The sequence below is a fragment of the Haliea salexigens DSM 19537 genome (assembly GCF_000423125.1).
GTDB classification, from domain to species: Bacteria; Pseudomonadota; Gammaproteobacteria; order Pseudomonadales; family Halieaceae; genus Haliea; species Haliea salexigens.
Map to the genome: position 1 here is coordinate 15,051 of NZ_AUHJ01000010.1, position 22,837 is coordinate 37,887.

Sequence of the window (22,837 nt, forward strand, 5' to 3'; positions counted from 1 at the left end):
TGGTAAACACTCACTGTAGCCGGTGCAAACGCCCCGACGTCACGCCGTGGTGCGGAAAACGCGGTAGCGCACCGCGCCGGAGGTTTTATCGCGATACAGCACCCAGTCCTCTGGCAGTGCGGCTTCCGGCTCGGTAGCCGCGGTTTCGACGTAGATGCTCGCCCCCGGCGCCAGCACACCGCTCTGTGCCAGCAGCGCACAGACAGGCTCCACCAGTTGCAGGGCAAACGGCGGGTCGATGAAGACGATGTCCCAGGGGCCGGCCCCCGAGGCCAGCAGGTCCAGCGCACTACAGGCATGGCAACTCGCGCGCGCCGCCCCGTCCAGGGTAGCCAGGTGGCGGCGGATCTGCGTCAGGCTCGCGGCATTGTTGTCGACAAAATCGCAGTGGCGCGCCCCGCGTGACAGCGCCTCCAGCCCGAGCGCGCCGGAGCCGCTGAACAGGTCCGCGCAGCGCGCATCCGGCACCTCGGCCGCCAGCCAGTTGAACAGGGTTTCCCGCACGCGATCACCGGTGGGTCGCAGGCCCTCCGCGGCGTTGAAAAGCAGTTTGCGGCCGCGCCAGCGCCCGCCGATGATACGCAGGCTGCTGCTGGCAGTTGACGGCTGCTTGGCCGACCGATGCCGTGCTGTCATTTCGTCGCTCCCCCGAGCAGTGGTAGGATACGCAGTCCTGCGGATGCCTCCCGCGAATTTTATCACGAGACCCATGAAGTTTTTCAAACGCAGTAAGAAGACGCCTGCGCCGGACGTAGCTGAAACCGAAACCCGCGCGGACGATGACGTTGCGCCCGCGGAGCGCGAGGCAGGCAGTGCTGACGACGTGGTCGCCACCCCGGTGCCCGCGGCCGAGGCTCTGGTGCCAGCCTCCGAGGCCGAGCAGGCCGCGGCGGAACCGGTACAGCAGCCTGCCGAGCGGCCGGTGGCGGCGGCGGAGGCCGGTTTCTTCGCCCGCCTGCGGCGCGGCCTCGGCAAGACCAGCAACACTCTGGTGGAGGGGCTGGGAACGCTGTTTCTGGGGCGCAAGGAGATCGACGCCGAGCTGATGGAAGAGCTGGAGTCGCGCCTTCTGCTGGCTGATGCCGGCGTTGACGCCACTGTCGAGATTATCGGGCGCCTTACCCAGCGTGTTTCACGCAAGGAGCTGACACGGCCGGAGGCCCTGCAGCGCGCCCTGCAGGAAGAGCTGTTGAGCCTGCTTCAACCCTGCGAAATGCCGCTTGATGTCAGCGGCCACAAACCCTATGTGATCCTCATGGTCGGCGTGAACGGCGTAGGCAAGACGACCACCATAGGCAAGCTCGCGCGTCGCTTTCAGGCGGAAGGGCGCTCTGTCATGCTGGCGGCTGGTGATACGTTCCGCGCCGCTGCGGTCGAGCAGTTGCAGGTGTGGGGTGAGCGGCACAATGTGCCGGTCATCGCCCAGCATACCGGTGCCGATAGCGCGTCCGTGATCTACGATGCGCTGCAGGCAGCTCAGGCGCGCAAGGTGGATGTACTGATTGCCGACACTGCCGGGCGCCTGCACAACAAGGACCACTTGATGGAAGAGCTGCGCAAGGTGGTGCGCGTGATGGGCAAGCTGGATGCCGCTGCACCCCACGAGGTCATGCTCGTGCTGGATGCCGGCACCGGGCAGAATGCCCTGGCCCAGGCCAGTCAGTTCCAGCAGGTGGTGGGGGTGACCGGCCTCACTCTCACCAAGCTGGACGGCACCGCCAAGGGCGGTGTGATCTTTGCCATTGCCCGCAAGCTGGGGCTGCCGATTCGCTTTATCGGCGTGGGCGAAACAGCGGACGACCTGCGCCCGTTCGCGGCGGAGCCGTTCATTGACGCCCTTTTTGCAGGTGCCGATCAGGCGCCATGATCACGTTCGATCGTGTCAGCAAGCGCTACGCGGAAGGTCACGAGGCTCTGAGCGAAGTCAGCGTTGATATTCGCCAGGATGAAATGGTGTTTCTCACCGGTCATTCGGGTGCCGGCAAGAGCACGTTGCTGCGGTTGATCATGCTCATCGAACGGCCCTCACGCGGGCAGGTTATTGTCGATGGCCTGAATCTGGCCAAGGTGGGGGAGCGCGGCATTCCCCGTCACCGGCGCAATATCGGCGTGGTATTCCAGAACCACCAGCTGCTGTTCGACCGCAGCGTATTCGACAACGTTGCCCTGCCGCTGGTGATTGGCGGCTACGAACACCGGGAGATTGGCCGCCGTGTGCGTGCAGCGCTGGACAAGGTAGGGCTGCTGACGAAAGAGCGGGCGCTGCCTGTGACCCTATCTGGCGGTGAACAGCAGCGGGTGGGCATCGCCCGTGCGGTGGTAGCGCGCCCGCGGATCCTGCTGGCGGATGAACCCACGGGCAACCTCGACCCGGTGCTTTCGGCGGAGATCATGCAGTTGTTCGAAGCCTTCAGCCAAGTCGGCGTGACGGTATTGATTGCCAGCCACGACCTGGCGCTGATCTCCCGCCTGCGCCACCGCATCCTGACCCTGCGTAATGGCCGTCTGGTCGGTGCGGGGTCATGAGCGCCGCCGAGGGCAAGCCGCGTCGCGATGGTGCCAGTGCTCGCCGCACGCGCCTGCGCCACTTGCTCCAGGGCTGGCTGGCCCACCACCGGCTCTCCGCGGCAGATAGCCTGGCGCGTGTGCTCGACCATCCGTTTGCCAGTGCGCTTACCTGGCTGGTGATCGGCATTGCGCTGGCGCTCCCGGCTGCACTGACCGTGGCGCTGGACAATGCCCGCGCGCTCAGCGACCGTTGGGACAGCCCGGCGCAACTTTCTCTATTCCTGGGTGGTTCGGTGGGTGGCGAGGAGGCGCAGGCGTTGCAGGATACGCTCCAGCAGCGACCCGACATCGAACAGGTGGTGTTTGTATCGCGCGACGATGCCCTCGCCGAATTCAGTGCGCTTTCCGGGTTCGCCGATGTGCTCGATACACTGGAGCGCAACCCGCTTCCGGACGTTCTGCTGGTAACGCCCGTGCCCGGTAGCGACGCGCTGGCGCCGCTCTACGAACAGCTCAAGGATGACCCGCGCGTCGCGGAGGTGGTGCTGGACATGGCCTGGCTGGAGCGACTGAATACCCTTATGCAGCTTAGTCGGCGCGTGGTGCTGGCACTGGGTAGTGTGCTGGTGGCGGGGGTGGTGCTGATTCTGGGCAACACCATCCGGCTGGCCATCGAGAGCCGGCGCGAGGAGATCGTGGTGATCAAACTGGTCGGCGGCAGCAATGCCTTCGTGCGCCGCCCCTTCCTCTACACGGGCCTCTGGTACGGGGTGGGGGGAGGCGTGTTCGCGGCGCTGCTGGTGGCCTCGGCACTGTGGTTTCTCGGCGGGCCGGTGACACGCCTCGCCGAACTCTACCAGAGCAATTTCCGGCTCGGCGGCCTGGGCATCATGGGCAGCCTCAACCTGGTGCTCATCGGCGGTGTTTTGGGGTTGGCGGGCGCCTGGCTGGCGGTGACCCGGCACTTGCGCCTGATCGCTCCGCGCTAGGCAGGGCGCGCCTGCAGGGAACTTTTCCACCGTTAGCACTCTAATACAAAGAGTGCTAGAATCGGGCACATGACAGAGGGGAAAAATCGCATGAGTAAAGCGTTGCTGCCGGTCGACCAGATGGTCCCGGGCGCCAATCTTGCCGCCTACGTGCAGGCTGTAAGCACCATTCCGCTGCTCACACCGGAGCGCGAAAAGGCGCTGGCGGAAGACCTCTTTTTCAACAGCAATCTTGAGGCTGCACGCGAGCTGGTCATGTCGCACCTGCGCTTTGTGGTGCACATCGCCCGCAGCTACTCCGGCTACGGCCTGTCCGAGGCCGACCTCATTCAGGAAGGCAATGTAGGCCTGATGAAAGCGGTCAAGCGCTTCAATCCGGAAAAGGGCGTGCGCCTGGTGTCGTTTGCCGTGCACTGGATCAAGGCAGAGATGCACGAGTTCATCCTGCGCAACTGGCGCATCGTCAAAGTCGCCACCACCAAGGCCCAGCGCAAACTGTTTTTCAACCTCCGCGGTGCGAAGAAGGACTTGTCCTGGCTCAGTCACGAAGAGGCTCAGGCGGTAGCGGATGATCTGGGTGTTGATATCGCTGAAGTGCAGCGCATGGAAGGGCGGCTCAGTAGCCGTGATGTCGCCTTCGATTCACCGGTAGGGCAGGACGAAGACGACGCCTGGCAGGCACCGCAATATTACCTGGAAGACCAGCGTAGCGACCCCGCCCTGTCCGTTGAGTCGGACAATTGGCAGGAAAACAGCGAAGAACAGCTCTACCACGCACTGTCTGAGCTGGATGAGCGCAGCCGCGACATCCTCGCCCAGCGCTGGTTGGCGGAGAAAAAGGCCACGCTGCACGAGCTGGCTGCCAAGTACGAGGTGTCTGCGGAGCGCATTCGTCAGCTCGAGCAGAACGCCATGAAGAAATTGCGCAGCGCGATCGCCGCCTGACGCATCTCCGGGGGTGCTACACTGCACCCCCCTGTTTTCCGGAGCCTGCCATGGCGCAGTTTTTCATTGCCAGCGCGGCTGTCAGCGGTGCTCTCGCGGTCAGTTTTGGCGCCTTCGGTGCCCACGCCCTGAAAGCCCGGCTGGATAGCTACTCTCTGGGCGTCTTCGAGACCGCCGTGCAATACCACTTTATTCATTCTCTCGCCCTCCTGGCGGTGGGCATCCTGCTGCAGCAAAACAGCGAGCTGGCCCTGCTGCGCAGCAGTGGCTGGCTGTTCGTGCTCGGTATGCTGCTGTTTTCCGGTAGCCTCTACGTGCTCAGCCTGTCTGGCCTGCGCTGGCTCGGTGCCATTGCGCCGCTCGGTGGCCTGTCGTTTATCGCCGCCTGGGGTTGCCTGGCGGCCGCGAGCTGGAAACTGGCTGGCTGATGGGTGAGAACAGCCAGCGCCCCATTCGCAGCTACGTACTGCGCATGGGGCGTCTTACCACCGGCCAGCAACGCGCCTGGGATACCTACTGGCCGCGCTTCGGCCTGCTGCACGGTGATGGTCAGCTCGATTACCAGAAGGTGTTTGGTCGCGACGCGCCGCGGGTGCTGGAAATCGGCTTCGGTATGGGGCAATCCTTTGTCGAGATGGCCGCGGCAGCGCCCGCGACGGATTTCATCGGCATTGAGGTGCATCGCCCCGGCGTGGGGAAAATGCTGCACAGCATGGCCGAGTGTGGTGTGGGAAACATCCGTGTGTACTGTCACGACGCGGTGGAAGTGTTGCGCGACTGCATTGCCCCCGCTTCGCTTGATACCATCCAGATATTCTTCCCCGACCCCTGGCACAAAAAGCGTCACCATAAACGACGCCTGATCCAGCCGGCTTTCACCGCAACGCTGGTGGACTACCTGAAGCCCGGCGGCGTGCTGCACCTGGCGACCGATTGGGAAAACTACGCGCAGCAGATGCTGGAAGTGCTGGACGCCACCCCGGGCCTGGTCAACCTGGCGCCCGATGGGCTGTATGTCCCGCGCCCGGCACACCGACCGCTGACCAAGTTCGAGCAGCGCGGCGAGCGCCTGGGGCACGGCGTCTGGGACCTCATGTTCCGTCGCAGCGTCGACTGAAGCCCGGCCTTGCGAGCCCGAGGGGATGCCCTCAGGCGAGAAATTCCGTAATCACCGAGTCGAGAAAGCGGCGCCCCAGGGCGCTGGCGCGTACCCGTGTGCCCTCCTGCAGCAGCAGGCCGCGAGCGGTCAGTGTATCCAGTGCCGGTTGCAGCGTGGATGGCGGGAGTCCGGTGCGCGCCGCGTAGTCCGCCAGGGCGAAGCCGCTGTTCAGGCGCAGGGCGTTGAGCATGTATTCACCGGGCTTTTCCGCGTCTGTCAGCCACTGGGACTGGACGCGCCAGTCGCCCGCCGCCGCGAGGTAAGCGTCCGGCTGGCGTCGTTTGGCATAGCGCATAATACGTCCATCGGAAAAACTCACCTTGCCGTGCGCGCCCGCCCCGATACCCAGGTAGTCGCCGAACTGCCAGTAGTTCAGGTTGTGCCGGCACTGCTCACCGGCCGCGGCCCAGGCCGATACTTCGTACTGCTCAAGGCCAGCCGCCGCGAGCTGGATCTCGCCGGCGTCCTGAATATCCGCCAGCACGTCCTCTACAGGCAGAATGGGTGGTTGTTTGTAGAAAACCGTGTTCTGCTCGATGGTCAGCTGGTACCAGGAGAGATGCCCGGTCTGGTAGCCACTGGCCGTTGCCAGGTCGGCCATGGCCGCGCTTGCACCCTGCGCGGGCAGCCCGTGCATCAGGTCGAGGTTGATACGCTGAAAGCCCGCGCGGCGCGCCGCCGCCACCGCGGCGTGCGCCTGGTCACTGTCGTGCACCCGGCCCAGCGCCGCGAGCTGCTCATTCTGGAAGGATTGAATTCCCAGCGACAGGCGGTTGATGCCGGCAGCGCGAAACCCGGCAAACTTCTCCGCCTCCGCGCTGCCCGGGTTGGCTTCCAGGGTGGCTTCGAGGGCGTCTGCCAGCGCTACCCGCTGCCCGATACCCTGCATCAACCGACCAATGCCGGCAGCGCTGAACAGGCTCGGTGTACCGCCGCCGATGAACAGCGTCTGGATCACGCGGCCCTGCACGAAGGGCAGGTCGGCCTCCAGGTCTGCCAGCAGGCTATCGATATAGGCGGTTTCCGGCAGGTTGCGGGATTCGTGTGAGTTGAAATCGCAGTAGGGGCATTTGCGCTCGCACCAGGGCAGGTGCACATACAGTGCCAGCGGCGGTAGTGGCAGCTCGCCCATCAGGGCGCCGGCTGCTGCAGACGCCGCTCCAGTGCCGCGACCAGCTGCGCGCAGGCCTGGGCCCGGTGGCTCACCCGGTTCTTGGTGCGCGGAGCCAGCTGCGCCGCGCTGCAGTTGAACGCGGCGACGTGAAACACCGGGTCGTAGCCAAAACCGCCCTCACCCTGGGGGCTCTCGAGAATATGACCCTCCCAGCTTCCCTGGCAAATAATCGGTGTTGGGTCACTGGCGTGGCGCAGGTACACCAGCACGCACTGGTAGCGTGCGCTGCGTTCCGGCCACGGCACGCCCTGCAGCGCGGCCAGCAGCTTGCGATTGTTGCCTTCGTCGCCCGCCCCGGAGTAACGCGCCGAGTGAATACCCGGCGCCCCCTGCAGGCAATCCACTTCCAGCCCGGAATCGTCGGCAATAGCCGGCAGGCCGGTGTGTTCGGCGGCGGCGCGTGCCTTGAGGAGGGCGTTCTCCACAAACGTGAGCTCGGTTTCCGCCACATCCGGCACGCCGAATTCCGACTGCGCCTGCAGCAGGTAGCCCAGCGGGTCGAGAATGCGTGACAGTTCCGCCAGCTTGCCGGCGTTGCCACTTGCCAGCACCACGGCCTGGGCGTTGCGCGCGGTGCTCATCAGTTGACGTACAGCTGGTGGCGATGCTCGAAACGGTAGGTGGTATCGGCACCTTCGGGGCGGAAATCAATCTCGAAAAAGCGCCACTCCTCGTTGATGAAGCCGAATTCCGCAATGTAGTAGATGGCGCCGCTCTCCCGCACTTCGAGGAACTCCAGGGGCTCACCGGTAATCAGATCGCGCGTGTAGCCCTGAATCATCATCGCCCGCGCCTCGGTGCCATCGCCAACGTGCTCGCGGACCGCGAGGTTGAGGATAGCCCTGTTCTTGCCGCGGGTGATGCCGTAGCTGGCGGCGACACGCGGGTCGAGAAAGGTGGTGTTGACCACGCTGTAGTGCAACTCGTAGGGGCCGAAGCGCTCAGATTGTTGTGCGCTGGCGGTGCCGGTGAGCACCAGCATGAGCAGTGTCAGGCAAAATCTCTGGATCATCGTTCTCTCCTCAGCGGCTGATGAGATAGATCGCGGTGACGGCGAACAGGTTGGGCCAGGCGCTCGCCAGCAGCGGTCGACGCGGGGTGTTGCCGACCATATCGCGGGCGAGTATGCGGATGCCCCGTTCCTCGCACAACGCTTCAAAATCCGTCACCGTGCAAAAGTGGATGTTGGGCGTGTCATACCAGTTATACGGCATGAAACGGGAAACGGGCATGCGGCCCCGTGAACCCAGATACAGCCGGCAGCGCCAGTGCGCGAAGTTGGGGAAGGTGACGATGCCCTGGCGGCCGATGCGCAGCATTTCTTCCAGCACACGGTCGGGGTAGTGCACCGCCTGTAGCGCGTGTGCCATCACCACGGTATCGAAACTCTGGTCGGGGAAGTTGCCGAGTCCCGCATCCATATCCTGTTCAACAATATCCAGGCCGCGGGAGACGGCATTGGTAATCTTGTCCGGGTCGATCTCGAGGCCCAGGCCACGTACCTGGCGCTCCTTCGCCAGGCGTTGCAGGAATTCGCCGTTGCCACAGCCGAGATCGAGTACCCGTGAACCGGGCTCGATCCAGCGCTGGATATGCGTGAGGTCGAGGCGCATCAGCAGTTTCCCCGCACGCGCTGCATATAGGCAGTGAACAGCGCCAGGTAACGCGGGATCGGCATAAGGAAGGCGTCGTGCCCCTCATCGGCCTCGATTTCCGCATAGGTCACCGGCCGGTCGGCGGCGATCAGTGCATCGACGATCTCGCGGGAGCGGCCTGGCGAAAACCGCCAGTCGGTAGAGAACGACAGCACCAGAAAGCTGCACTGTGCGGTGCGGAAGGCCGCCACCGGGTCGTCACCGTATTCACGGGCCAGGTCGAAGAAATCCAGTGCCTGTGTCATCAGAATATAGGTGTTGGCGTCGAAGCTGCCGGAAAACTGGCTACCCTGGTAGCGCAAGTAACTTTGTACCTGGAATTCCGCGATCTCCTCTTCACCCAGCTCGAGGCTGCCGGAACGCAGGTCGCGACCGAACTTGTTGGCCATGGCATCGTCGGACAGATAGGTGATGTGGCCTACCATGCGCGCCAGCGCCAGCCCCTTGGCCGGCAGTGTGTTGTGCGTCAGGTAGTGGCCCTCGGCGAAGTCGGGGTCGGACTGTATAGCCTGGCGGGCGATCTCGTTGAAGGCAATATTCTGGGCGCTCAGGCGCAGCGCGGAAGCGATCACGACACAGTGGCGCAGGCGCTGCGGATAAAGCAGTGCCCAGCGCATGGCCTGCATGCCACCCAGGCTGCCCCCGACCACGGCGGCCCAGCAGTCGATACCCAGCAGGTCCGCGAGGCGGGCCTGGCTGTGCACCCAGTCGCGTACCCGCAGTGAGGGGAAATCCGGGCCCCAGGGCGCACCGTTTTCCGGGTTGATGCTGACCGGGCCGGTAGACCCGTGGCAGCCGCCCAGGTTGTTCAGGCTCACCACGAAAAAATGGTTGGTGTCGATCGGTTTGCCCGGCCCAATGCACTCGTCCCACCAGCCGGGTTTGCGGTCATCGGCACGGTGATAGCCGGCCGCGTGGTGGTGGCCGGAAAGCGCGTGGCATACCAGAACCGCGTTGGAACGCGTGCTGTTCAGAGTGCCATAGGTTTCGTAGACCAGCTCGTAAGATGCCAGTACACGGCCACAGGCCAGCGTCAGCGGCTCGTCGAAGCGGGCGCGCTGCGGCGCGACAATGCCAACGGTCGAAGTTTTCACGTGGCGACGTTCAGAGCCCGATAACCAGGGCCGCGGGCAGACCCGCCGCTGCCGCCATGTGCCCGAGCGCAATCTGGATCACGTTGATCAGGATGAACACCAGAATCGGCGAGAAATCGATACCGCCCATGCTCGGCAGCATGCGCCGAAAGGGCGCCATCACTGGCTCGGTGAGCTGGAAGAGCAACAACAGCGCCGGGTGCCGGCCGCCAGGCGCGATCCAGCTGAGAATGATCATGGCCAGCAGGGCAAAGAAATAGATATTCACCAGCAGGCCGACAATGCCCAGCACGGACCACACCAACAGCGTCAGCACCCCCGGTGGCCCCAGGCCATTCAGTGCCAGCAGCGCCACAATCGCCGCCATCTGCAACAGCAGGGCGAGCAGCAGTGTCGACAGGTCCAGGCCCCGGTAGGCAGGAATCACGCGGCGCACCGGCAGCACCAGCGGGTTGGTGACCTTGGCCAGAAACTGGCTCACCGGGTTGTAGAAGTCGGCCCTGACCAGCTGCAACAGGAAGCGCAACAGGATGGCCAGCAGTGCGAGGTTGAGCACCGTTTGCAACAAATAGGCAACGATATCACTCAGTGCGTTCATGGTGTCTCCTGCTCCGACTCGGCAGCCATGTCAGTGGCTCGCTGTTGCGCTGCGGTCATGGCATGTGCCACCAGGTCGCGCAGGCCCTCGTGCTCGAAACACTCCACGGCGCGCTCAGTGGTGCCACCGGGGCTGGTGACACGGCGCCTCAACTCCACCAGGTCGACATCACTCTCCAGCGCCATGCGCGCCGCCCCCAGGCCTGTTTGCCGGGTGAGGGCGGTGGCGCAGTCGCGCGACAGGCCCATGGCGCAGCCGGCATTGATCATGGCCTCCATAAACAGGAAGAAATACGCCGGGCCGCTGCCCGACAGGGCGGTTATCGCATCCAGCAGAGGCTCTTCATCGACCCACTGCACCAGGCCAACGGCGCCGAGAATGTTGGCGGCAAGCGCGCGTTGCTCAGCGTTCACCTGTGCATTTGCGTACAGGCCACTGGCACCCGCGCCCAGCAGGGCCGGTGTATTGGGCATGCAGCGCACAATGGCGGTACCACTGCCCAGGGCGTTCTCCATACTGGCAACCGTGGTGCCCGCAGCGATGGAAATGACCAGCGCCCCGCGTGCACGAATCGCTGTGGCGATGCTCGCCAGCGCAGCGTGCATGGCCTGGGGCTTGACCGCCAGAATGATGACATCGGCATTGGCACAGGCCTGTGCATTGTCGTTGTGGACATTGATCGGGCCCAGCTTGCGCAGGTTGGCCAGGCTCGCCGGCGAGGGATCGGCGGCGTGCAGGGCAGCGGCGGAATGGCCGCTGTCCATCAGGCCCCCGATGATGCTCGAGGCCATGTTGCCGGCGCCGATGAAGGTGATAGCCGCGTTGGTCATAATTCGTGTGTCGGTTGGTCTGGGGAAGACCGCAGTATACACGCCGTGGCTGGCCGAAATCATCCGCCCCCGTGCGTGCTGCGCGGGCCGAAAATATCCGTGCCCACGCGCACCAGCGTAGCGCCTTCGGCGATAGCCGCTTCCAGATCGCCCGACATGCCCATCGACAACGTGTCCAGTTGTGGTAGTGCTGCCTGCAGTTCGACCAGCGCTGCCTGTAGCCGCGCGAAGGGCATGCGCTGCGCGGCAAAGGAGTCAGCGGGTGCAGGGATGGTCATCAAACCGCGCAGTTGCAGCCGCGGCAGCTGTGCCACCGCAGCGGCCAGTTCCGCTAGTTCACCCGGTTCCACGCCGGACTTGCTGTCTTCACCGGAGATGTTCACTTGCAGGCACACCTGCAGGTCGGCCAGCTGCGGTGGGCGTTGTGCGCTGAGGCGCTGGGCGATTTTCAGCCGGTCCACACTGTGCACCCAGTCGAAATGCTCGGCGATGGCGCGTGTCTTGTTGGACTGGATCGGCCCGATGAAGTGCCAGCAGAGGCCGAGATCAGCCAGCGCATCGACCTTCGCCAGCCCTTCCTGCAGGTAATTCTCGCCGAAATCCCGCAGCCCCAGCGCAGCCGCGGCGCGCACCTCGTCCGCCGAGCGGGTTTTGCTGACGGCGAGCAGACGTATCGCCCCCGGCGCGCGCTGGCTTTTTTCCGCGCTGAGTCGTACTCTTTCGAGGAGCCTGGAAATCCGTTGAGCGAGCTGTTCGTTCTGCATGGGGCAGATGGTAGCTGATTCCGCTACTGCCAGGCGAGTTGAGAATAATCGGTTGCCGCGCCATGAGGTGTGAGCAGCAGTATCCGGCGCTCGCGCCGGACCGGCCCAGAGGGAGTGGAACGGTGGATATTACAGAACTTCTCGCGTTCAGTGCCAAACAGGGTGCATCGGACCTGCACTTGTCTGCCGGCCTGCCGCCGATGATCCGGGTCGATGGCGATGTGCGCCGTATCAACCTGCCACCGATGGATCACAAGCAGGTGCATGATCTCATCTACGACATCATGAACGACAAGCAGCGCAAGGACTACGAGGAGTTCCTGGAGACTGACTTCTCCTTTGAAGTGCCGGGTGTCGCGCGGTTCCGGGTGAACGCTTTCAACCAGAACCGCGGTGCCGGCGCAGTATTCCGCACCATTCCCTCGAAAGTGCTGACCATGGAAGACCTGGGCATGGGCCCGGTTTTCCGCGATATTTCCATGATGCCGCGCGGGCTGGTGCTGGTGACCGGCCCCACCGGCTCGGGCAAGTCCACCACTCTGGCGGCCATGGTCGACCATATCAACGACAACAAGTACGAGCACATCCTCACCATCGAGGATCCGATCGAATTCGTGCATGAAAGCAAGAAGTGCCTGGTGAACCAGCGCGAAGTGCACCGTGACACGCTGGGTTTCTCCGAGGCGCTGCGCTCGGCCCTGCGTGAAGACCCGGACATCATTCTGGTGGGCGAAATGCGCGACCTGGAGACCATTCGCCTGGCGCTGACCGCTGCCGAAACCGGTCACCTGGTGTTCGGCACCCTGCACACGACCTCGGCTGCAAAAACCATCGACCGCGTGGTGGACGTGTTCCCGGCGGCGGAAAAGTCCATGGTGCGTTCCATGTTGTCGGAGTCACTGCAGGCCGTTGTCTCGCAAACCCTGCTCAAGCGGTCCACCGGCGGCCGGGTTGCGGCGCACGAAATCATGCGTGGCACCTCGGCCATCCGCAACCTGATTCGCGAGGACAAGGTGGCGCAGATGTACTCCGCCATCCAGACCGGGCAGGCGCTGGGCATGCAAACCATGGATCAGTGCCTCAAGGACCTGGTGGATCGCCGCATCATTACCCGTGACATTGCGCGAGAAAAGGCGCGTATGCCGGAAAACTTCTAGTACTCAAGGATGGGAGATCGGGCCATGTTGATTGATGAGTTGTTGCAACGGGTCGTCAAGGAGCAGGCCTCCGACGGTTTTGTCACGGCCGGTGCGCCGCCGAGTATCAAGATTGACGGCCAGATCTACCCGATCAGCAAGGCCCGGTACACCGATGAGCAGACCCGCGATATCGTGCTCTCCACCATGAACGAGCGGCAGCGCGAGGAGTTCCTGCGCAGCCACGAATGCAACTTTGCCCTGGCGGTGCCCAACCTGGGCCGGTTCCGGGTCAATGCCCTGGTGCAGCGCGGCAGTATGAGCCTGGTAGTGCGCCGCATCCACACCGAGATTCCCGAAATCACCGAGCTGGGACTGCCGCCGATCATCAAGGAACTGGCCATGACCAAGCGCGGCCTGGTGATTTTCGTCGGCGCCACCGGCACCGGCAAGTCCACCTCGCTGGCGGCGATGGTGGGTTACCGCAACCAGAACAGTCGCGGCCATATCATCAGCATTGAAGACCCGATCGAGTTCATGCACGACCATGGCAACTGTCTTGTGACCCAGCGCGAGGTGGGCATTGACACCGAATCCTTCGATGTCGCCCTGAAAAACACCCTGCGCCAGGCGCCGGATGTGATCATGATCGGCGAGGTGCGCTCTGCCGATACCATGGCCCAGGCGCTGACGTTTGCGGAAACCGGCCACCTCTGCCTGTGTACCCTGCACGCCAACAATGCCAACCAGGCACTCGACCGCATCCAGAGCTTCTTCCCGGCCGACCTGCACTCCCAGGTGTGGATGGACCTGTCGCTCAACCTGAAGGCCATGGTGGCCCAGCAGTTGCTCCCGCACAAAGAGGGCAAGGGGCGCACGCCGGTGGTGGAGGTGCTGCTCAACTCGCCACTGATCCAGGATTACATTCGCAAGGGCGATGTGCACCTGATCAAGGATGTCATGGCCAAGTCCACCGAGCAGGGCATGCAAACCATGGACCAGTCGCTGATTACGGCCTACAAGGACAACCGCATTACGCGCGAGGATGCGGTGCGCTACGCCGACTCGGCCAACGATGTGCGGCTGATGATCAAGATGTTCGACAAGGGGCAGGACTCGGGGGCGGACGACCTGGATTTGAGTTTTGACGACTCGGATCGCGGCAAACACATGGGCCGCTAGCCTCTAGTTATTCACCTGTTCGGCCAGCCAGGTCTGCAGGATCAGTTCCGCCGCGTAACTGTCCACCGGTGCGGCGCGATAGTCTCCCCGGTGCCCCTGTTCGCGCTGTGCCGATTTGGCGGCATAGCTGGTCAGGCGCTCATCGCTCATCTCTACCGGCAGCCCCAGGCGCCCGTGCAGTCGGCGCGCGAATTTGCGTGCCCGCAGGGCCAGGGGGCTCACCGTACCGTCCATGTTCAGCGGATCTCCCACGACGATGAGCCCCGGCTGCCACTCCGCGACCAGCGCCGCGATTTGCGCCCAATCGGGAATGCCGTCGCGGGCCTGCAGCACGCACAACGGCTGGCTGGTGGCGAGCAGGGAATTACCCACCGCAACGCCGATCTGGCGCAGGCCGTAGTCAAAGGCAAGTACGGTGGCGGCGCCGGCGCGCGTGCCGCGCTGCTGCTCAGGCATGGCCTGCCTGCGCGCTGATCAGATTCATATCTATGCCCAACGCACCGGCGGCCGCGGACATCCGCCGATGCCAGGGTGTCGCGAACAGGATATCGCCGTTGGCGGGCGCGGTGAGCCAGCTGTTGTGCGACAGCTCTTCCTCCAGCTGGCCGGCTGACCAGCCGGCGTAGCCCAGGGCGATAAGGTAGTCCCTGGGGCCGCTGCCAGCCGCGATCGCCACCAGAATATCCCGCGAGGTGGTCAGGGTGATGTCCTCGGTCACCGTGAGGCTGGCGTCCCAGTTCTGGCGGGCGCCGCGGTGCAATACAAAGCCATGATCCAGCTGCACCGGCCCGCCAGCCATCACCGGCTCATCGCTGAAGTCGCGACAGGCTTCAATTTTCAGGTGCTCGAAGATCTCGGCGACGTTGAGGTCCAGCGGCTGGTTGACCACCAACCCCATAGCGCCGCTTTCCCCGTGCTCGCAGAGGTAGGTCACACTGTGCGCAAACAGGCCTTCCTCGAGGCTGGGCATGGCCAGCAGGAAGTGGTCCCGCAGGCAGGCGCCGCTGTGGGTGATGGTGGTGGAAACAGGCATGGTTTCGGGTGCTGACCTCAGGGTGAATGGTGCCGGTTGTATTGCTGTGTGTTCACTCTGAGCTTAGCCGGTTTTCTTCAAATTGCCACGTGCGCACGATTTCCAGCTTGTCGGTGGTGGCGCGCAGCGCGGCGGGAAAAGGGGCAAATGGCGCGGCCATGCGCACGATCTTCATCGCCGCCTCATCGAGTACGGCGTATCCCGAGGAGCTCAGGATGCGAAGGTCCTCCAGCTGCCCTTCGTAGTTGACCACCACCAGCAATTGCAGGCTGCCGTAGAGGCCGTAGCGTATCGATGCTTCCGGATAATACTGGTTGCCTACAGCCTCCACCCGCCGCCGCCAGTCGTGCAGGTAGGCGGCGTCCATGGCTTCCTGCGCCGACACCGCACTGAGGCGGCGCACGCGGGGTGCACTCGACAGCGTGGTCTGGTCCTCGTCGATATCCATGTCGGCCTGTTCGCTGACCAGCCGGGCGGTGAGGCCGACTGGCTGTGGCGCTGACATCGGAGCCGCCTCCCGCTGTTGTTCCCGCTCTGCTGCGGCCTGTTCGCGACTGCTGCGCGCGCTCAGGGCGCTGTCACTGGCACTCGCATCAGCCGCCTCGCTCGCTTCGCGGGCCTCGGCTTGCAGGGGCGCACCGGCGGAGCGTCCTCCGGTGCGGTCCTCGGCGGCTGAACTGCCGCTGCCCGCCTGGCTGAACTGGGCGAGGTGGGTGATCTCCTCCGGCGTCAACGCGGCGCGGTGCTGGGCGAGGGTAATCGCCAGCTGCGGGGGTTGGGGCGAGGGCGGCTCGAAACCGAATCCCAGGCCCAGCAGCAGAATGAGGTGCAGGGCACCGGCCAGAAACAAGGCGATGGTGAAGGTGTTGCTCGCAGCGGGAGCGGTGGTCGTGGACACGTGGTGCCGGCCCTAGCGGGCGGCCAGCTCCGCGGCAATACAGTCCATGAGCTGGCCGCCGATATCGACATCGTAGGCGCGCTCTATTTCCTGGATGCCGGTGGGGCTGGTCACGTTGATTTCCGTGAGGTAGTCGCCAATGATGTCCAGGCCGACGAAATACAGGCCGCGCTCGCGCAGGCTGGGTCCGACCTGCTCGGCGATCCAGCGGTCCCGCGCTGACAACAGCTGCGGTCGCCCCGTGCCCCCCGCCGCAAGGTTGCCGCGGGTTTCCCCCAGTGAGGGAACCCGCGCCAGGCAGTAGGGTATGGGTTCGCCATTGATCATCAGGATGCGCTTGTCGCCCTCGGTGATTTCGGGAATGAAGCGCTGTGCCATGATGGTGCGCTTGCCGAAATGCGTCAGCGTTTCCAGAATCACGTTCAGGTTCGGGTCGCCCGGTTTCACCCGGAAGATGGACGCTCCCCCCATGCCATCCAGCGGTTTGAAAATCACGTCGCCGTGCTCGGTCTGGAACGCTTTCAGGCGCCGCGTATCACTGCTTACCAGCAGCGGCGGGCAGCACTGGGGGAACTGGGTGGCAAACACCTTCTCGTTGCAGTCACGCAGGCTGTGGCAGCGGTTCACGATGAGGGTGCCCTCGCGCTCGGCGGCTTCGAGCATGTAGGTTGCGTACACATACTCGTTGTCGAAGGGCGGGTCCTTGCGCATGAGGATAGCGTCCAGCACGGTGAGGTCCTGCACCTGCGCGTTGCCCAGTGTGTACCAGCTTTCCGGGTCGTGGAACACGGTCAGGTGGGACATGCTGGCGCGGGCCTTGCCCTGTTCGAGGAACAGGTCACCGGGCTCCATGTAGTAAAGCTGCCAGTCTCTGGCCTGGGCGGCCCAGAGCATGGCCATGGTGCTGTCCTTCTTGAACTGAATCCGGGAGATGGGATCCATTACAACGCCGATCTTGATGGTCATCAGTGTTTTCCGCGATTGGGTGTTGCCGTAAAGTACGCAATGGGTGTGTTGTTCGCAAGCGCGAACCCCGCGCAACACGGTCCGCCTAGCGGGGCAGGCACATATCGCCCCAGTGCGCTTGCAGTATGGCCAGTGCGGCCAGAGGTGCGGTCTCCGTGCGCAGTACCCGGGGCCCCAGAGCGAGTGGCAGGAAACCGGCGGCCATTGCCGTGGCAATTTCCGCTTCGCTCAGGCCACCCTCAGGCCCGACCAGCAGGCTGAGCGACGTTGGCGAGCTCGCCGTGGCGGGCAGGGGCGAAGCGCGGTGATGCAACACCAGGCGCTGTGCATCTTCGCAGTCGCCGGTCCAGCCCGGTACCGTGCCCGGCGCATGCACCTGCGGCAGGCAGCTGCGGCCCGACTGTTCGCAGGCGCTGATGGCAACCTGCTGCCAGTGTTGCAGCTTGCGGGCCTCCCGTTCGCCGCGCAGGCGCACTTCGGTGCGCTCGGTATAGAGCGGCGTAATCTCTGCTACCCCGAGTTCAGTGGCCTTCTGCACCACCCAGTCCATGCGCTCGCCGCGCGATACGCCAATGCCCAGGTGAATGCGCAGCGGTGACTCCACCAACCCCGGCTGACCCTGCTCCAGGGTGACGGTGACCGCGCGTTTGTCGGCGCTGACGATGGTTGCCGGGAAATCCACACCGCTGCCGTCAAACAGGCAGAGCGCATCTCCCGGGCCCATGCGCAGCACCCTGGCCAGATGCTGACTGGGGCCGGGCTCAAGCACCAGCGTGGCGTCACCGGTCAGTGTCTGCGCCGTGAAAATGCGAGGAATCCGCACTACCTCGACCCTACAGCCCCAGGTTGTTGCGAATTTGCCGCGTGGGCTCCACCTGGTTCATGGTGTAGAAATGCAGGCCCGGAGCGCCATTCTCCAGCAGGGTCTGGCAGAGCTGGGTGACTACCTCGACGCCGAACTGACGGATGCTCTCCTGATCGTTGCCATAGCCCTCGATGCGCTGGCAGATCCAGCGCGGGATTTCGGCGCCGCAGTTGCGCGAAAAGCGCGCCAGGTTGGCGAAGTTGGTGATGGGCATAATGCCGGCCACGATGGGCTTGTCGATACCGATCGCCGCGCATTGGTCGAGAAAATAGAAATAGGATTCCACATTGTAGAAGTACTGGGTAATGGCGCTGTTGGCACCGGCATCCAGTTTTTCCTTCAGGAACCGCAGATCGCTGTTGTAGCTCTCCGCCTGCGGGTGAATCTCAGGGTAGGCCGCCACTTCGATATGGAAGTAGTCGCCACTGTGTTCGCGGATGAATGATACCAGCTGACTGGCGTACACCAGCTGGCTGGCACCTCCCATACCCGAGGGCATGTCTCCGCGCAGGGCGACAAGCCGGCGCACTCCCAGTTCACGGTAACGCTTCAGCAGGTCGCGGATGGTGTCTTCGCCGTCACCGCCGAAGCTCAGGTGCGGGGCGACATCAATGCCCTGCTCGCACAGAGCCGAGACCACACCGAAGGTGCTGTCACGCGTGGATCCGCCGGCACCATAGGTCACCGAGAAGAAGCTGGGGTCCAGCGCCTGCAGAGCGGGTGTCGTCCGCTCCAGCAGGGCTGTTTTGCCATCCGCCGTCTTGGGCGGAAAATATTCAAAGCTGATTGTGGGCATGCTGCGCCTAGTACTTGTAGCTGTCAGGCTTGAAGGGGCCTTCCTGCTTGACGTTGATGTACTCGGCCTGGGCTGTGGTCAGACGGGTAATGACCCCGCCAAAGCCGGCCACCATGTGTGCTGCCACCTCTTCGTCCAGCTTCTTCGGCAGTACTTCCACGCGCAACGCCGCGGCCTTCATTTCGGGCTCGAGGTTGGCGAAGCGGCGCTCGTACAGGTAGATCTGCGCCAGAACCTGGTTGGCGAAGGAGCCGTCCATGATGCGGGACGGGTGGCCGGTGGCATTGCCCAGGTTCACCAGGCGACCTTCAGACAGCAGAATCAGGTAGTCGCTGCGGGCGTCGTCGCGGTACACCTTGTGCACCTGCGGCTTCACTTCTTCCCACTGCCAGTTGCGGCGCATGAAGGCGGTGTCGATCTCGTTGTCGAAGTGGCCGATGTTGCACACTACCGTGCCGGATTTCAGTGCGCGCAGCATGTGCTCGTCGCACACGTTGTAGTTGCCGGTGGTGGTGACCAGCAGGTCGACGTTGCCGAGAATGCCGTGGTCGATGCCGTCGGCAGTGCCGGTGTTAACACCATTGATGAAGGGTGATACCACCTCGTATCCATCCATGCAGGCCTGCATGGCACAGATCGGGTCGATCTCGGTAACACGCACAATCATGCCTTCCTGGCGAAGTGACTGGGCGGAACCCTTGCCCACGTCACCGTAACCGATCACCAGCGCCTTCTTGCCGGCGAGCAGGTGGTCCGTGCCGCGCTTCACGGCATCGTTCAGGCTGTGACGGCAGCCGTACTTGTTGTCGTTCTTGGACTTGGTGATGGAGTCATTCACGTTCACCGCGGGAATCTTGAGTTCGCCGCGCGCCAGCATTTCCTGCAGGCGATGCACGCCGGTGGTGGTTTCCTCGGTCACACCGTGGATGCTGTCGAGCATGGCGGGGTATTTCTGGTGCAGCATGGAAGTCAGGTCGCCGCCGTCATCCAGGACCATGTTGGCGTCCCAGGGCTTGCCGTCCTTGAGGATGGTCTGCTCCAGGCACCACTCGTACTCTTCTTCGGTTTCCCCTTTCCACGCGAACACGGGTACGCCGGCGGCAGCGATGGCCGCGGCGGCGTGGTCCTGGGTGGAGAAGATGTTGCAGGACGACCAGCGCACTTCGGCGCCGAGCTCGACCAGGGTTTCGATGAGCACACCGGTCTGGATGGTCATGTGGATGCAGCCGAGGATTTTGGCCCCCGCCAATGGCTGGCTGGCGCGGTACTTTTCGCGCATGGCCATGAGTGCGGGCATTTCGGTTTCAGCGATGTCGAGTTCGCGGCGGCCCCAGTCGGCCAGGGCGATGTCGGCGACTTTGTAGTCGGGCTGATTGTCGAGTTTGGTCACTGTGCTCATAGTCTTGTCCTTCCTGCTGGTTGTTTCGATTACTACTGTTTGTGTTTGTGTTTGTGTTTGTGTTTCGTGTTTCGTGTTTCCGGGTTGGGCGCGCTGTAGTGCGGCCCCGCTTGCCCTCCGCCGCGGGCGACCGGGACGGGCGGCCTGCGGCTGCCCTCACTGCGGAGCCTGCTCCGGGCCCCGCCCCGACGCGCTTCCTGCGCGGCGAGGCTTTCCGGCACATCCCTGTGCCTCCAGGCCCTGCGCAGGCGCCTTCGTTCGGCGCCCTTCACGGTCACCCGCGGCGGAGGGCAAGCGGGGCCTCGCATTCCTGCCACATCAAGGATCTGGCTGGACTAATTGCTCGATGTATCGCCCGATCGCGCGGACCGGTGCTGCCCGGGACAAGCATGTCCAATGTGGCACCCAAGTGAGGCGCGGCGGGCTCGTCAGGGGTTTGCGGGACTGTCTGAAACATGGATGTTTCAGACAAGCCTACAGGGACGTATTCACGGCGTGTCCCGCAAACCCTGACGAGCCTGCCGTGCCGGCCTCACAGAGTGCCCACCAAAGCAGGCCTGTGAGCCCATCCGAACCGTCCTCACAGAGTCCCTACCAAAGCAGGCCTGTGAGATCGCCCGCATCACATCGCCCCGCGCAATACATCCGCCTTGTCCGTCAGTTCCCAGGTAAAATCCTCGTCCTCCCGGCCAAAATGTCCATACGCTGCAGTTTTACGATAAATAGGCCGCTTCAGATTGAGCATGTCGACGATGCCCTTCGGGCGCAGGTCGAAATGCTCACGCACCAGCTTCACGATGCTGGCATCGGACAGCTTGCCGGTGCCGAACGTGTTGATTGAGATTGACGTAGGCTCAGCCACCCCGATCGCGTAGGACACTTGAATCTCACAGCGGTCTGCAAGCCCTGCCGCAACAATGTTCTTGGCCACATAGCGCCCGGCGTAGGCGGCGGAGCGGTCAACCTTCGAGGGGTCCTTGCCGGAAAACGCGCCGCCACCGTGGCGCGCCATGCCGCCGTAAGTGTCGACAATGATCTTGCGACCGGTGAGGCCGCAGTCGCCCACGGGGCCGCCGATGATGAACACGCCGGTGGGGTTGATGTGGTAGCGCGTGTCGGCGCTCAGCCACTCGGCGGGGAGCACTTCCTTGATAATGAGGTCCATCACCGCCTGGTGGATGTCGGCCTGGCTGATGCTCTCATCGTGCTGCGTCGACAGTACCACCGCATCAATACCCACCGGCTTGCCATTCTCGTAGCGCAGGGTCACCTGGCTTTTGGCATCGGGGCGCAGCCAGGGCAGCGTGCCGTGCTTGCGCAGCTCCGCCTGCCGCTCTACCAGACGGTGGGCGTAGAAGATGGGCGCGGGCATGAGAGTTTCGGTTTCATTGGTGGCGTAGCCGAACATCAGGCCCTGGTCGCCGGCACCCTGTTCCTTGTCGTCGCCGGCATCGACGCCCTGGGCGATGTCCGGGCTCTGCTTGCCAATGGCATTGAGAACAGCACAGGACGCGCCATCGAAGCCGACTTTCGAGCTGTTGTAGCCGATGTCCAGCACCACGTTGCGCACCACGTCCTCGAGGTCGACGTAGGTTTTGGTGGTCACCTCGCCGGCAATCACCACCATGCCGGTCTTGACCAGGGTCTCCACCGCAACGCGCGCATCGGGGTCGTCGACAAGGATCTTGTCGAGGATGGCGTCGGAGATCTGGTCGGCCATTTTGTCGGGGTGCCCTTCGGACACTGATTCGGAGGTGAAAGTCGCGTACTCGCTCATACCGTGTTTCCTGTTGCTGTGTGTGGGCGGCCGAAGAGGCGCACCTGTATCTGAAATCCGTTGCGCTGTGCCAGGTAGACGCTGGCGATGTCGGTCAGTCCGGCATCGCTGGCCCAGGCCGCGAGGTCCTCGGGGGCAAAGCCCAGCCAGAGGTCCCCGCAGTTCTCCCGCGCCCAGGCCTGGTCGTGGCGGCACAGGTCGGTCACCAGTACCACGCCGCCGGGTGCCAGGCAGGCGGCAACGTCGTGCAGTATCTGCTGCGGCTGAGGCGTGTGGTGCAGCACCATATTGATGACCACGCAATCTGCCTGCAGGCTCACCAGACGCTCGTGTCCGGTGTCGCCGTGCACGAATTCAATGTTGTCGAGTGCGTCGGTGGTGCTGCGTGCCCGTTCGAGCATGGCCGCGGTGTTGTCCAGCGCGACCACGTGCCGGAAACGGGGGCCCAGGGTGAGCAGGAAGCTGCCGTCACCCGGGCCCACTTCCAGTGCGGTGTCGAAGCGGCTGAGCGGGGCGTCCCGCAAGACCTGGGCTACGGTGTCCGCGTACTGTTCGTAGCTGGCGATCAGGTCTTGCTGCTGGCGGAATTTGTGCGCGTTGTCGGTGAAGAAATGGCGTGAATTGGCCTCGCGCTGGCGTTGTACCTGTTGCAGGCGCTGTTCCAGCAGTTCGGGCAGGGGCACGGCATCCAGCGCATCGAAAATCTGTTGCTGCAGGGCATCCAGGCCAGGCTGTTGGCCAAGCTCGCTGCGGCGGTAGAAGATGGAGTTGCCCTCGCGCCGGGAGGCGACCAGACCCATGCCAGCAAGCACCTTGAGGTGGTGGCTCAGCGCAGGCTGACGGGTTGCAAACAGGGCGCACAACTCGGACACACCAAAGGAGTCGTTGCGCAGCACGCGCAGGATCTGCAGGCGCAGCGGGTCTGCACTGGCCTTGCACAGGTTGGCCAGGGATTCGATGCGCGCTTCGGGACGGGTGTCCAGCGCGTCGGGCTGTCGGGTCGCGGTGAGCATGGCGGCGGAGTGTAGCAGGCAATGCAACCTATATCAAAATAATTTGATATAGATGC

26 protein-coding genes are annotated in these 22,837 nt (G+C 63.8%); 8 read left to right on the forward strand and 18 right to left on the reverse strand.

Translation table 11 applies throughout. The features are described 5' to 3' along the window. Nucleotides 1-39 precede the first annotated feature (39 nt). Complete coding sequence (gene rsmD, locus G533_RS0112175) at nucleotides 40-636, reverse strand: 16S rRNA (guanine(966)-N(2))-methyltransferase RsmD (protein WP_027950182.1); 597 nt, start codon at nucleotides 634-636, stop codon at nucleotides 40-42. 73 nt (nucleotides 637-709) lie between these two features. Here rsmD and ftsY point away from each other — a divergent pair, with 73 nt between their 5' ends. From ftsY to trmB, 6 genes are all read left to right on the forward strand, one after another. Then, nucleotides 710-1,867 carry a signal recognition particle-docking protein FtsY gene (gene ftsY / locus G533_RS0112180; protein ID WP_027950183.1) on the forward strand — a complete coding sequence of 386 codons (1,158 nt, stop codon included), beginning with the start codon at nucleotides 710-712 and terminating at the stop codon, nucleotides 1,865-1,867. After that, nucleotides 1,864-2,526, forward strand: coding sequence for a cell division ATP-binding protein FtsE (gene ftsE, locus G533_RS0112185; RefSeq protein WP_027950184.1), 663 nt, complete (start codon nucleotides 1,864-1,866; stop codon nucleotides 2,524-2,526). The genes ftsY and ftsE overlap by 4 nt, the downstream gene beginning before the upstream one ends. Then, nucleotides 2,523-3,497 carry a permease-like cell division protein FtsX gene (ftsX, locus tag G533_RS0112190; protein ID WP_027950185.1) on the forward strand — a complete coding sequence of 325 codons (975 nt, stop codon included), beginning with the start codon at nucleotides 2,523-2,525 and terminating at the stop codon, nucleotides 3,495-3,497. The genes ftsE and ftsX overlap by 4 nt, the downstream gene beginning before the upstream one ends. 90 nt (nucleotides 3,498-3,587) lie before the next feature. Then, the gene (rpoH, locus tag G533_RS0112195; protein ID WP_027950186.1) at nucleotides 3,588-4,442 is read left to right on the forward strand and encodes an RNA polymerase sigma factor RpoH; all 855 of its coding nucleotides are present in this window, start codon (nucleotides 3,588-3,590) and stop codon (nucleotides 4,440-4,442) included. Nucleotides 4,443-4,492: 50 nt separating this feature from the next. Continuing rightward, nucleotides 4,493-4,870, forward strand: coding sequence for a DUF423 domain-containing protein (locus tag G533_RS0112200; protein ID WP_027950187.1), 378 nt, complete (start codon nucleotides 4,493-4,495; stop codon nucleotides 4,868-4,870). Continuing rightward, a complete protein-coding gene (trmB, locus tag G533_RS0112205; RefSeq protein WP_027950188.1) occupies nucleotides 4,870-5,559 on the forward strand; it encodes a tRNA (guanosine(46)-N7)-methyltransferase TrmB in 690 nt (229 codons plus the stop codon). The genes G533_RS0112200 and trmB overlap by 1 nt, the downstream gene beginning before the upstream one ends. 31 nt (nucleotides 5,560-5,590) lie before the next feature. Here trmB and hemW read toward each other — a convergent pair whose 3' ends face one another. Genes hemW through G533_RS0112245 form a run of 8 tightly spaced genes read right to left on the reverse strand, consistent with a single transcriptional unit; the run spans nucleotide 5,591 to nucleotide 11,716 of the window. Continuing rightward, the gene (gene hemW, locus G533_RS0112210; protein ID WP_027950189.1) at nucleotides 5,591-6,733 is read right to left on the reverse strand and encodes a radical SAM family heme chaperone HemW; all 1,143 of its coding nucleotides are present in this window, start codon (nucleotides 6,731-6,733) and stop codon (nucleotides 5,591-5,593) included. Beyond that, on the reverse strand, nucleotides 6,733-7,356 hold the full coding sequence (gene rdgB, locus G533_RS0112215; protein ID WP_027950190.1) for an RdgB/HAM1 family non-canonical purine NTP pyrophosphatase: 624 nt from the start codon (nucleotides 7,354-7,356) through the stop codon (nucleotides 6,733-6,735). The genes hemW and rdgB overlap by 1 nt, the downstream gene beginning before the upstream one ends. Then, on the reverse strand, nucleotides 7,356-7,787 hold the full coding sequence (locus tag G533_RS0112220) for a DUF4426 domain-containing protein (RefSeq protein WP_027950191.1): 432 nt from the start codon (nucleotides 7,785-7,787) through the stop codon (nucleotides 7,356-7,358). Before G533_RS0112220 ends, rdgB begins: the two co-directional genes overlap by 1 nt. Nucleotides 7,788-7,797: 10 nt before the next feature. Then, complete coding sequence (gene metW, locus G533_RS0112225) at nucleotides 7,798-8,388, reverse strand: methionine biosynthesis protein MetW (protein ID WP_027950192.1); 591 nt, start codon at nucleotides 8,386-8,388, stop codon at nucleotides 7,798-7,800. After that, nucleotides 8,388-9,524, reverse strand: a complete 1,137-nt coding sequence (metX, locus tag G533_RS0112230; protein ID WP_027950193.1) for a homoserine O-succinyltransferase MetX — start codon at nucleotides 9,522-9,524, stop codon at nucleotides 8,388-8,390. The genes metW and metX overlap by 1 nt, the downstream gene beginning before the upstream one ends. A 10-nt stretch (nucleotides 9,525-9,534) precedes the next feature. Then, nucleotides 9,535-10,122: a YggT family protein gene (locus G533_RS0112235; protein WP_027950194.1), complete on the reverse strand. Its 588-nt coding sequence runs from the start codon at nucleotides 10,120-10,122 to the stop codon at nucleotides 9,535-9,537. Further along, entirely contained in the window at nucleotides 10,119-10,952 is an 834-nt protein-coding gene (gene proC / locus G533_RS0112240) for a pyrroline-5-carboxylate reductase (protein ID WP_027950195.1), read from the reverse strand. Before proC ends, G533_RS0112235 begins: the two co-directional genes overlap by 4 nt. A 59-nt stretch (nucleotides 10,953-11,011) precedes the next feature. Then, nucleotides 11,012-11,716, reverse strand: a complete 705-nt coding sequence (locus G533_RS0112245; RefSeq protein WP_027950196.1) for a YggS family pyridoxal phosphate-dependent enzyme — start codon at nucleotides 11,714-11,716, stop codon at nucleotides 11,012-11,014. A 122-nt stretch (nucleotides 11,717-11,838) separates the two neighbouring features. Here G533_RS0112245 and G533_RS0112250 point away from each other — a divergent pair, with 122 nt between their 5' ends. Both G533_RS0112250 and G533_RS0112255 read left to right on the forward strand, forming a co-directional pair. After that, the gene (locus tag G533_RS0112250) at nucleotides 11,839-12,873 is read left to right on the forward strand and encodes a type IV pilus twitching motility protein PilT (protein WP_027950197.1); all 1,035 of its coding nucleotides are present in this window, start codon (nucleotides 11,839-11,841) and stop codon (nucleotides 12,871-12,873) included. Nucleotides 12,874-12,897: 24 nt separating this feature from the next. Further along, nucleotides 12,898-14,034 (forward strand): PilT/PilU family type 4a pilus ATPase, encoded by a 1,137-nt coding sequence (locus G533_RS0112255; protein WP_027950198.1) that lies wholly within the window; start codon nucleotides 12,898-12,900, stop codon nucleotides 14,032-14,034. Between the two features lie 3 nt (nucleotides 14,035-14,037). On the opposite strand, the gene ruvX is transcribed toward G533_RS0112255, so the two are convergent. From ruvX to G533_RS0112300, 9 genes are all read right to left on the reverse strand, one after another. Further along, entirely contained in the window at nucleotides 14,038-14,490 is a 453-nt protein-coding gene (gene ruvX / locus G533_RS0112260) for a Holliday junction resolvase RuvX (protein ID WP_027950199.1), read from the reverse strand. After that, on the reverse strand, nucleotides 14,483-15,067 hold the full coding sequence (locus tag G533_RS0112265; protein WP_051230279.1) for a YqgE/AlgH family protein: 585 nt from the start codon (nucleotides 15,065-15,067) through the stop codon (nucleotides 14,483-14,485). Before G533_RS0112265 ends, ruvX begins: the two co-directional genes overlap by 8 nt. 52 nt (nucleotides 15,068-15,119) lie before the next feature. Then, nucleotides 15,120-15,965, reverse strand: a complete 846-nt coding sequence (locus G533_RS0112270) for an energy transducer TonB (RefSeq protein WP_027950201.1) — start codon at nucleotides 15,963-15,965, stop codon at nucleotides 15,120-15,122. Between the two features lie 12 nt (nucleotides 15,966-15,977). Then, nucleotides 15,978-16,931 (reverse strand): glutathione synthase, encoded by a 954-nt coding sequence (gshB, locus tag G533_RS0112275; protein WP_027950202.1) that lies wholly within the window; start codon nucleotides 16,929-16,931, stop codon nucleotides 15,978-15,980. An 85-nt stretch (nucleotides 16,932-17,016) separates the two neighbouring features. Next, the gene (locus tag G533_RS0112280; RefSeq protein ID WP_027950203.1) at nucleotides 17,017-17,754 is read right to left on the reverse strand and encodes a 16S rRNA (uracil(1498)-N(3))-methyltransferase; all 738 of its coding nucleotides are present in this window, start codon (nucleotides 17,752-17,754) and stop codon (nucleotides 17,017-17,019) included. Between the two features lie 10 nt (nucleotides 17,755-17,764). Continuing rightward, a complete protein-coding gene (gene metF, locus G533_RS0112285) occupies nucleotides 17,765-18,592 on the reverse strand; it encodes a methylenetetrahydrofolate reductase [NAD(P)H] (RefSeq protein ID WP_027950204.1) in 828 nt (275 codons plus the stop codon). Between the two features lie 7 nt (nucleotides 18,593-18,599). Continuing rightward, complete coding sequence (gene ahcY, locus G533_RS0112290) at nucleotides 18,600-19,991, reverse strand: adenosylhomocysteinase (protein WP_027950205.1); 1,392 nt, start codon at nucleotides 19,989-19,991, stop codon at nucleotides 18,600-18,602. A gap of 622 nt (nucleotides 19,992-20,613) precedes the next feature. Further along, on the reverse strand, nucleotides 20,614-21,768 hold the full coding sequence (metK, locus tag G533_RS0112295; RefSeq protein ID WP_027950206.1) for a methionine adenosyltransferase: 1,155 nt from the start codon (nucleotides 21,766-21,768) through the stop codon (nucleotides 20,614-20,616). Further along, on the reverse strand, nucleotides 21,765-22,781 hold the full coding sequence (locus G533_RS0112300; protein ID WP_027950207.1) for an ArsR/SmtB family transcription factor: 1,017 nt from the start codon (nucleotides 22,779-22,781) through the stop codon (nucleotides 21,765-21,767). The genes metK and G533_RS0112300 overlap by 4 nt, the downstream gene beginning before the upstream one ends. Nucleotides 22,782-22,837 lie beyond the last annotated feature (56 nt).

Bases quoted from the DNA above. Each gene is read 5' to 3' on its own strand.
- hemW (WP_027950189.1), bottom strand. From the start codon at position 6,733: ATGGGCGAGCTGCCACTACCGCCGCTGGCACTGTATGTGCACCTGCCC.
- gshB (WP_027950202.1), bottom strand. From the start codon at position 16,931: ATGACCATCAAGATCGGCGTTGTAATGGATCCCATCTCCCGGATTCAG.
- ftsX (WP_027950185.1), top strand. From the start codon at position 2,523: ATGAGCGCCGCCGAGGGCAAGCCGCGTCGCGATGGTGCCAGTGCTCGC.
- G533_RS0112220 (WP_027950191.1), bottom strand. From the start codon at position 7,787: ATGATCCAGAGATTTTGCCTGACACTGCTCATGCTGGTGCTCACCGGC.
- G533_RS0112255 (WP_027950198.1), top strand. From the start codon at position 12,898: ATGTTGATTGATGAGTTGTTGCAACGGGTCGTCAAGGAGCAGGCCTCC.
- G533_RS0112235 (WP_027950194.1), bottom strand. From the start codon at position 10,122: ATGAACGCACTGAGTGATATCGTTGCCTATTTGTTGCAAACGGTGCTC.
- G533_RS0112265 (WP_051230279.1), bottom strand. From the start codon at position 15,067: ATGCCTGTTTCCACCACCATCACCCACAGCGGCGCCTGCCTGCGGGAC.
- metF (WP_027950204.1), bottom strand. From the start codon at position 18,592: ATGCCCACAATCAGCTTTGAATATTTTCCGCCCAAGACGGCGGATGGC.
- rsmD (WP_027950182.1), bottom strand. From the start codon at position 636: ATGACAGCACGGCATCGGTCGGCCAAGCAGCCGTCAACTGCCAGCAGC.
- metW (WP_027950192.1), bottom strand. From the start codon at position 8,388: ATGCGCCTCGACCTCACGCATATCCAGCGCTGGATCGAGCCCGGTTCA.
- ruvX (WP_027950199.1), bottom strand. From the start codon at position 14,490: ATGCCTGAGCAGCAGCGCGGCACGCGCGCCGGCGCCGCCACCGTACTT.
- ftsY (WP_027950183.1), top strand. From the start codon at position 710: ATGAAGTTTTTCAAACGCAGTAAGAAGACGCCTGCGCCGGACGTAGCT.
- ftsE (WP_027950184.1), top strand. From the start codon at position 1,864: ATGATCACGTTCGATCGTGTCAGCAAGCGCTACGCGGAAGGTCACGAG.
- G533_RS0112200 (WP_027950187.1), top strand. From the start codon at position 4,493: ATGGCGCAGTTTTTCATTGCCAGCGCGGCTGTCAGCGGTGCTCTCGCG.
- G533_RS0112245 (WP_027950196.1), bottom strand. From the start codon at position 11,716: ATGCAGAACGAACAGCTCGCTCAACGGATTTCCAGGCTCCTCGAAAGA.
- ahcY (WP_027950205.1), bottom strand. From the start codon at position 19,991: ATGAGCACAGTGACCAAACTCGACAATCAGCCCGACTACAAAGTCGCC.
- G533_RS0112300 (WP_027950207.1), bottom strand. From the start codon at position 22,781: ATGCTCACCGCGACCCGACAGCCCGACGCGCTGGACACCCGTCCCGAA.
- metK (WP_027950206.1), bottom strand. From the start codon at position 21,768: ATGAGCGAGTACGCGACTTTCACCTCCGAATCAGTGTCCGAAGGGCAC.
- proC (WP_027950195.1), bottom strand. From the start codon at position 10,952: ATGACCAACGCGGCTATCACCTTCATCGGCGCCGGCAACATGGCCTCG.
- rpoH (WP_027950186.1), top strand. From the start codon at position 3,588: ATGAGTAAAGCGTTGCTGCCGGTCGACCAGATGGTCCCGGGCGCCAAT.
- rdgB (WP_027950190.1), bottom strand. From the start codon at position 7,356: ATGAGCACCGCGCGCAACGCCCAGGCCGTGGTGCTGGCAAGTGGCAAC.
- trmB (WP_027950188.1), top strand. From the start codon at position 4,870: ATGGGTGAGAACAGCCAGCGCCCCATTCGCAGCTACGTACTGCGCATG.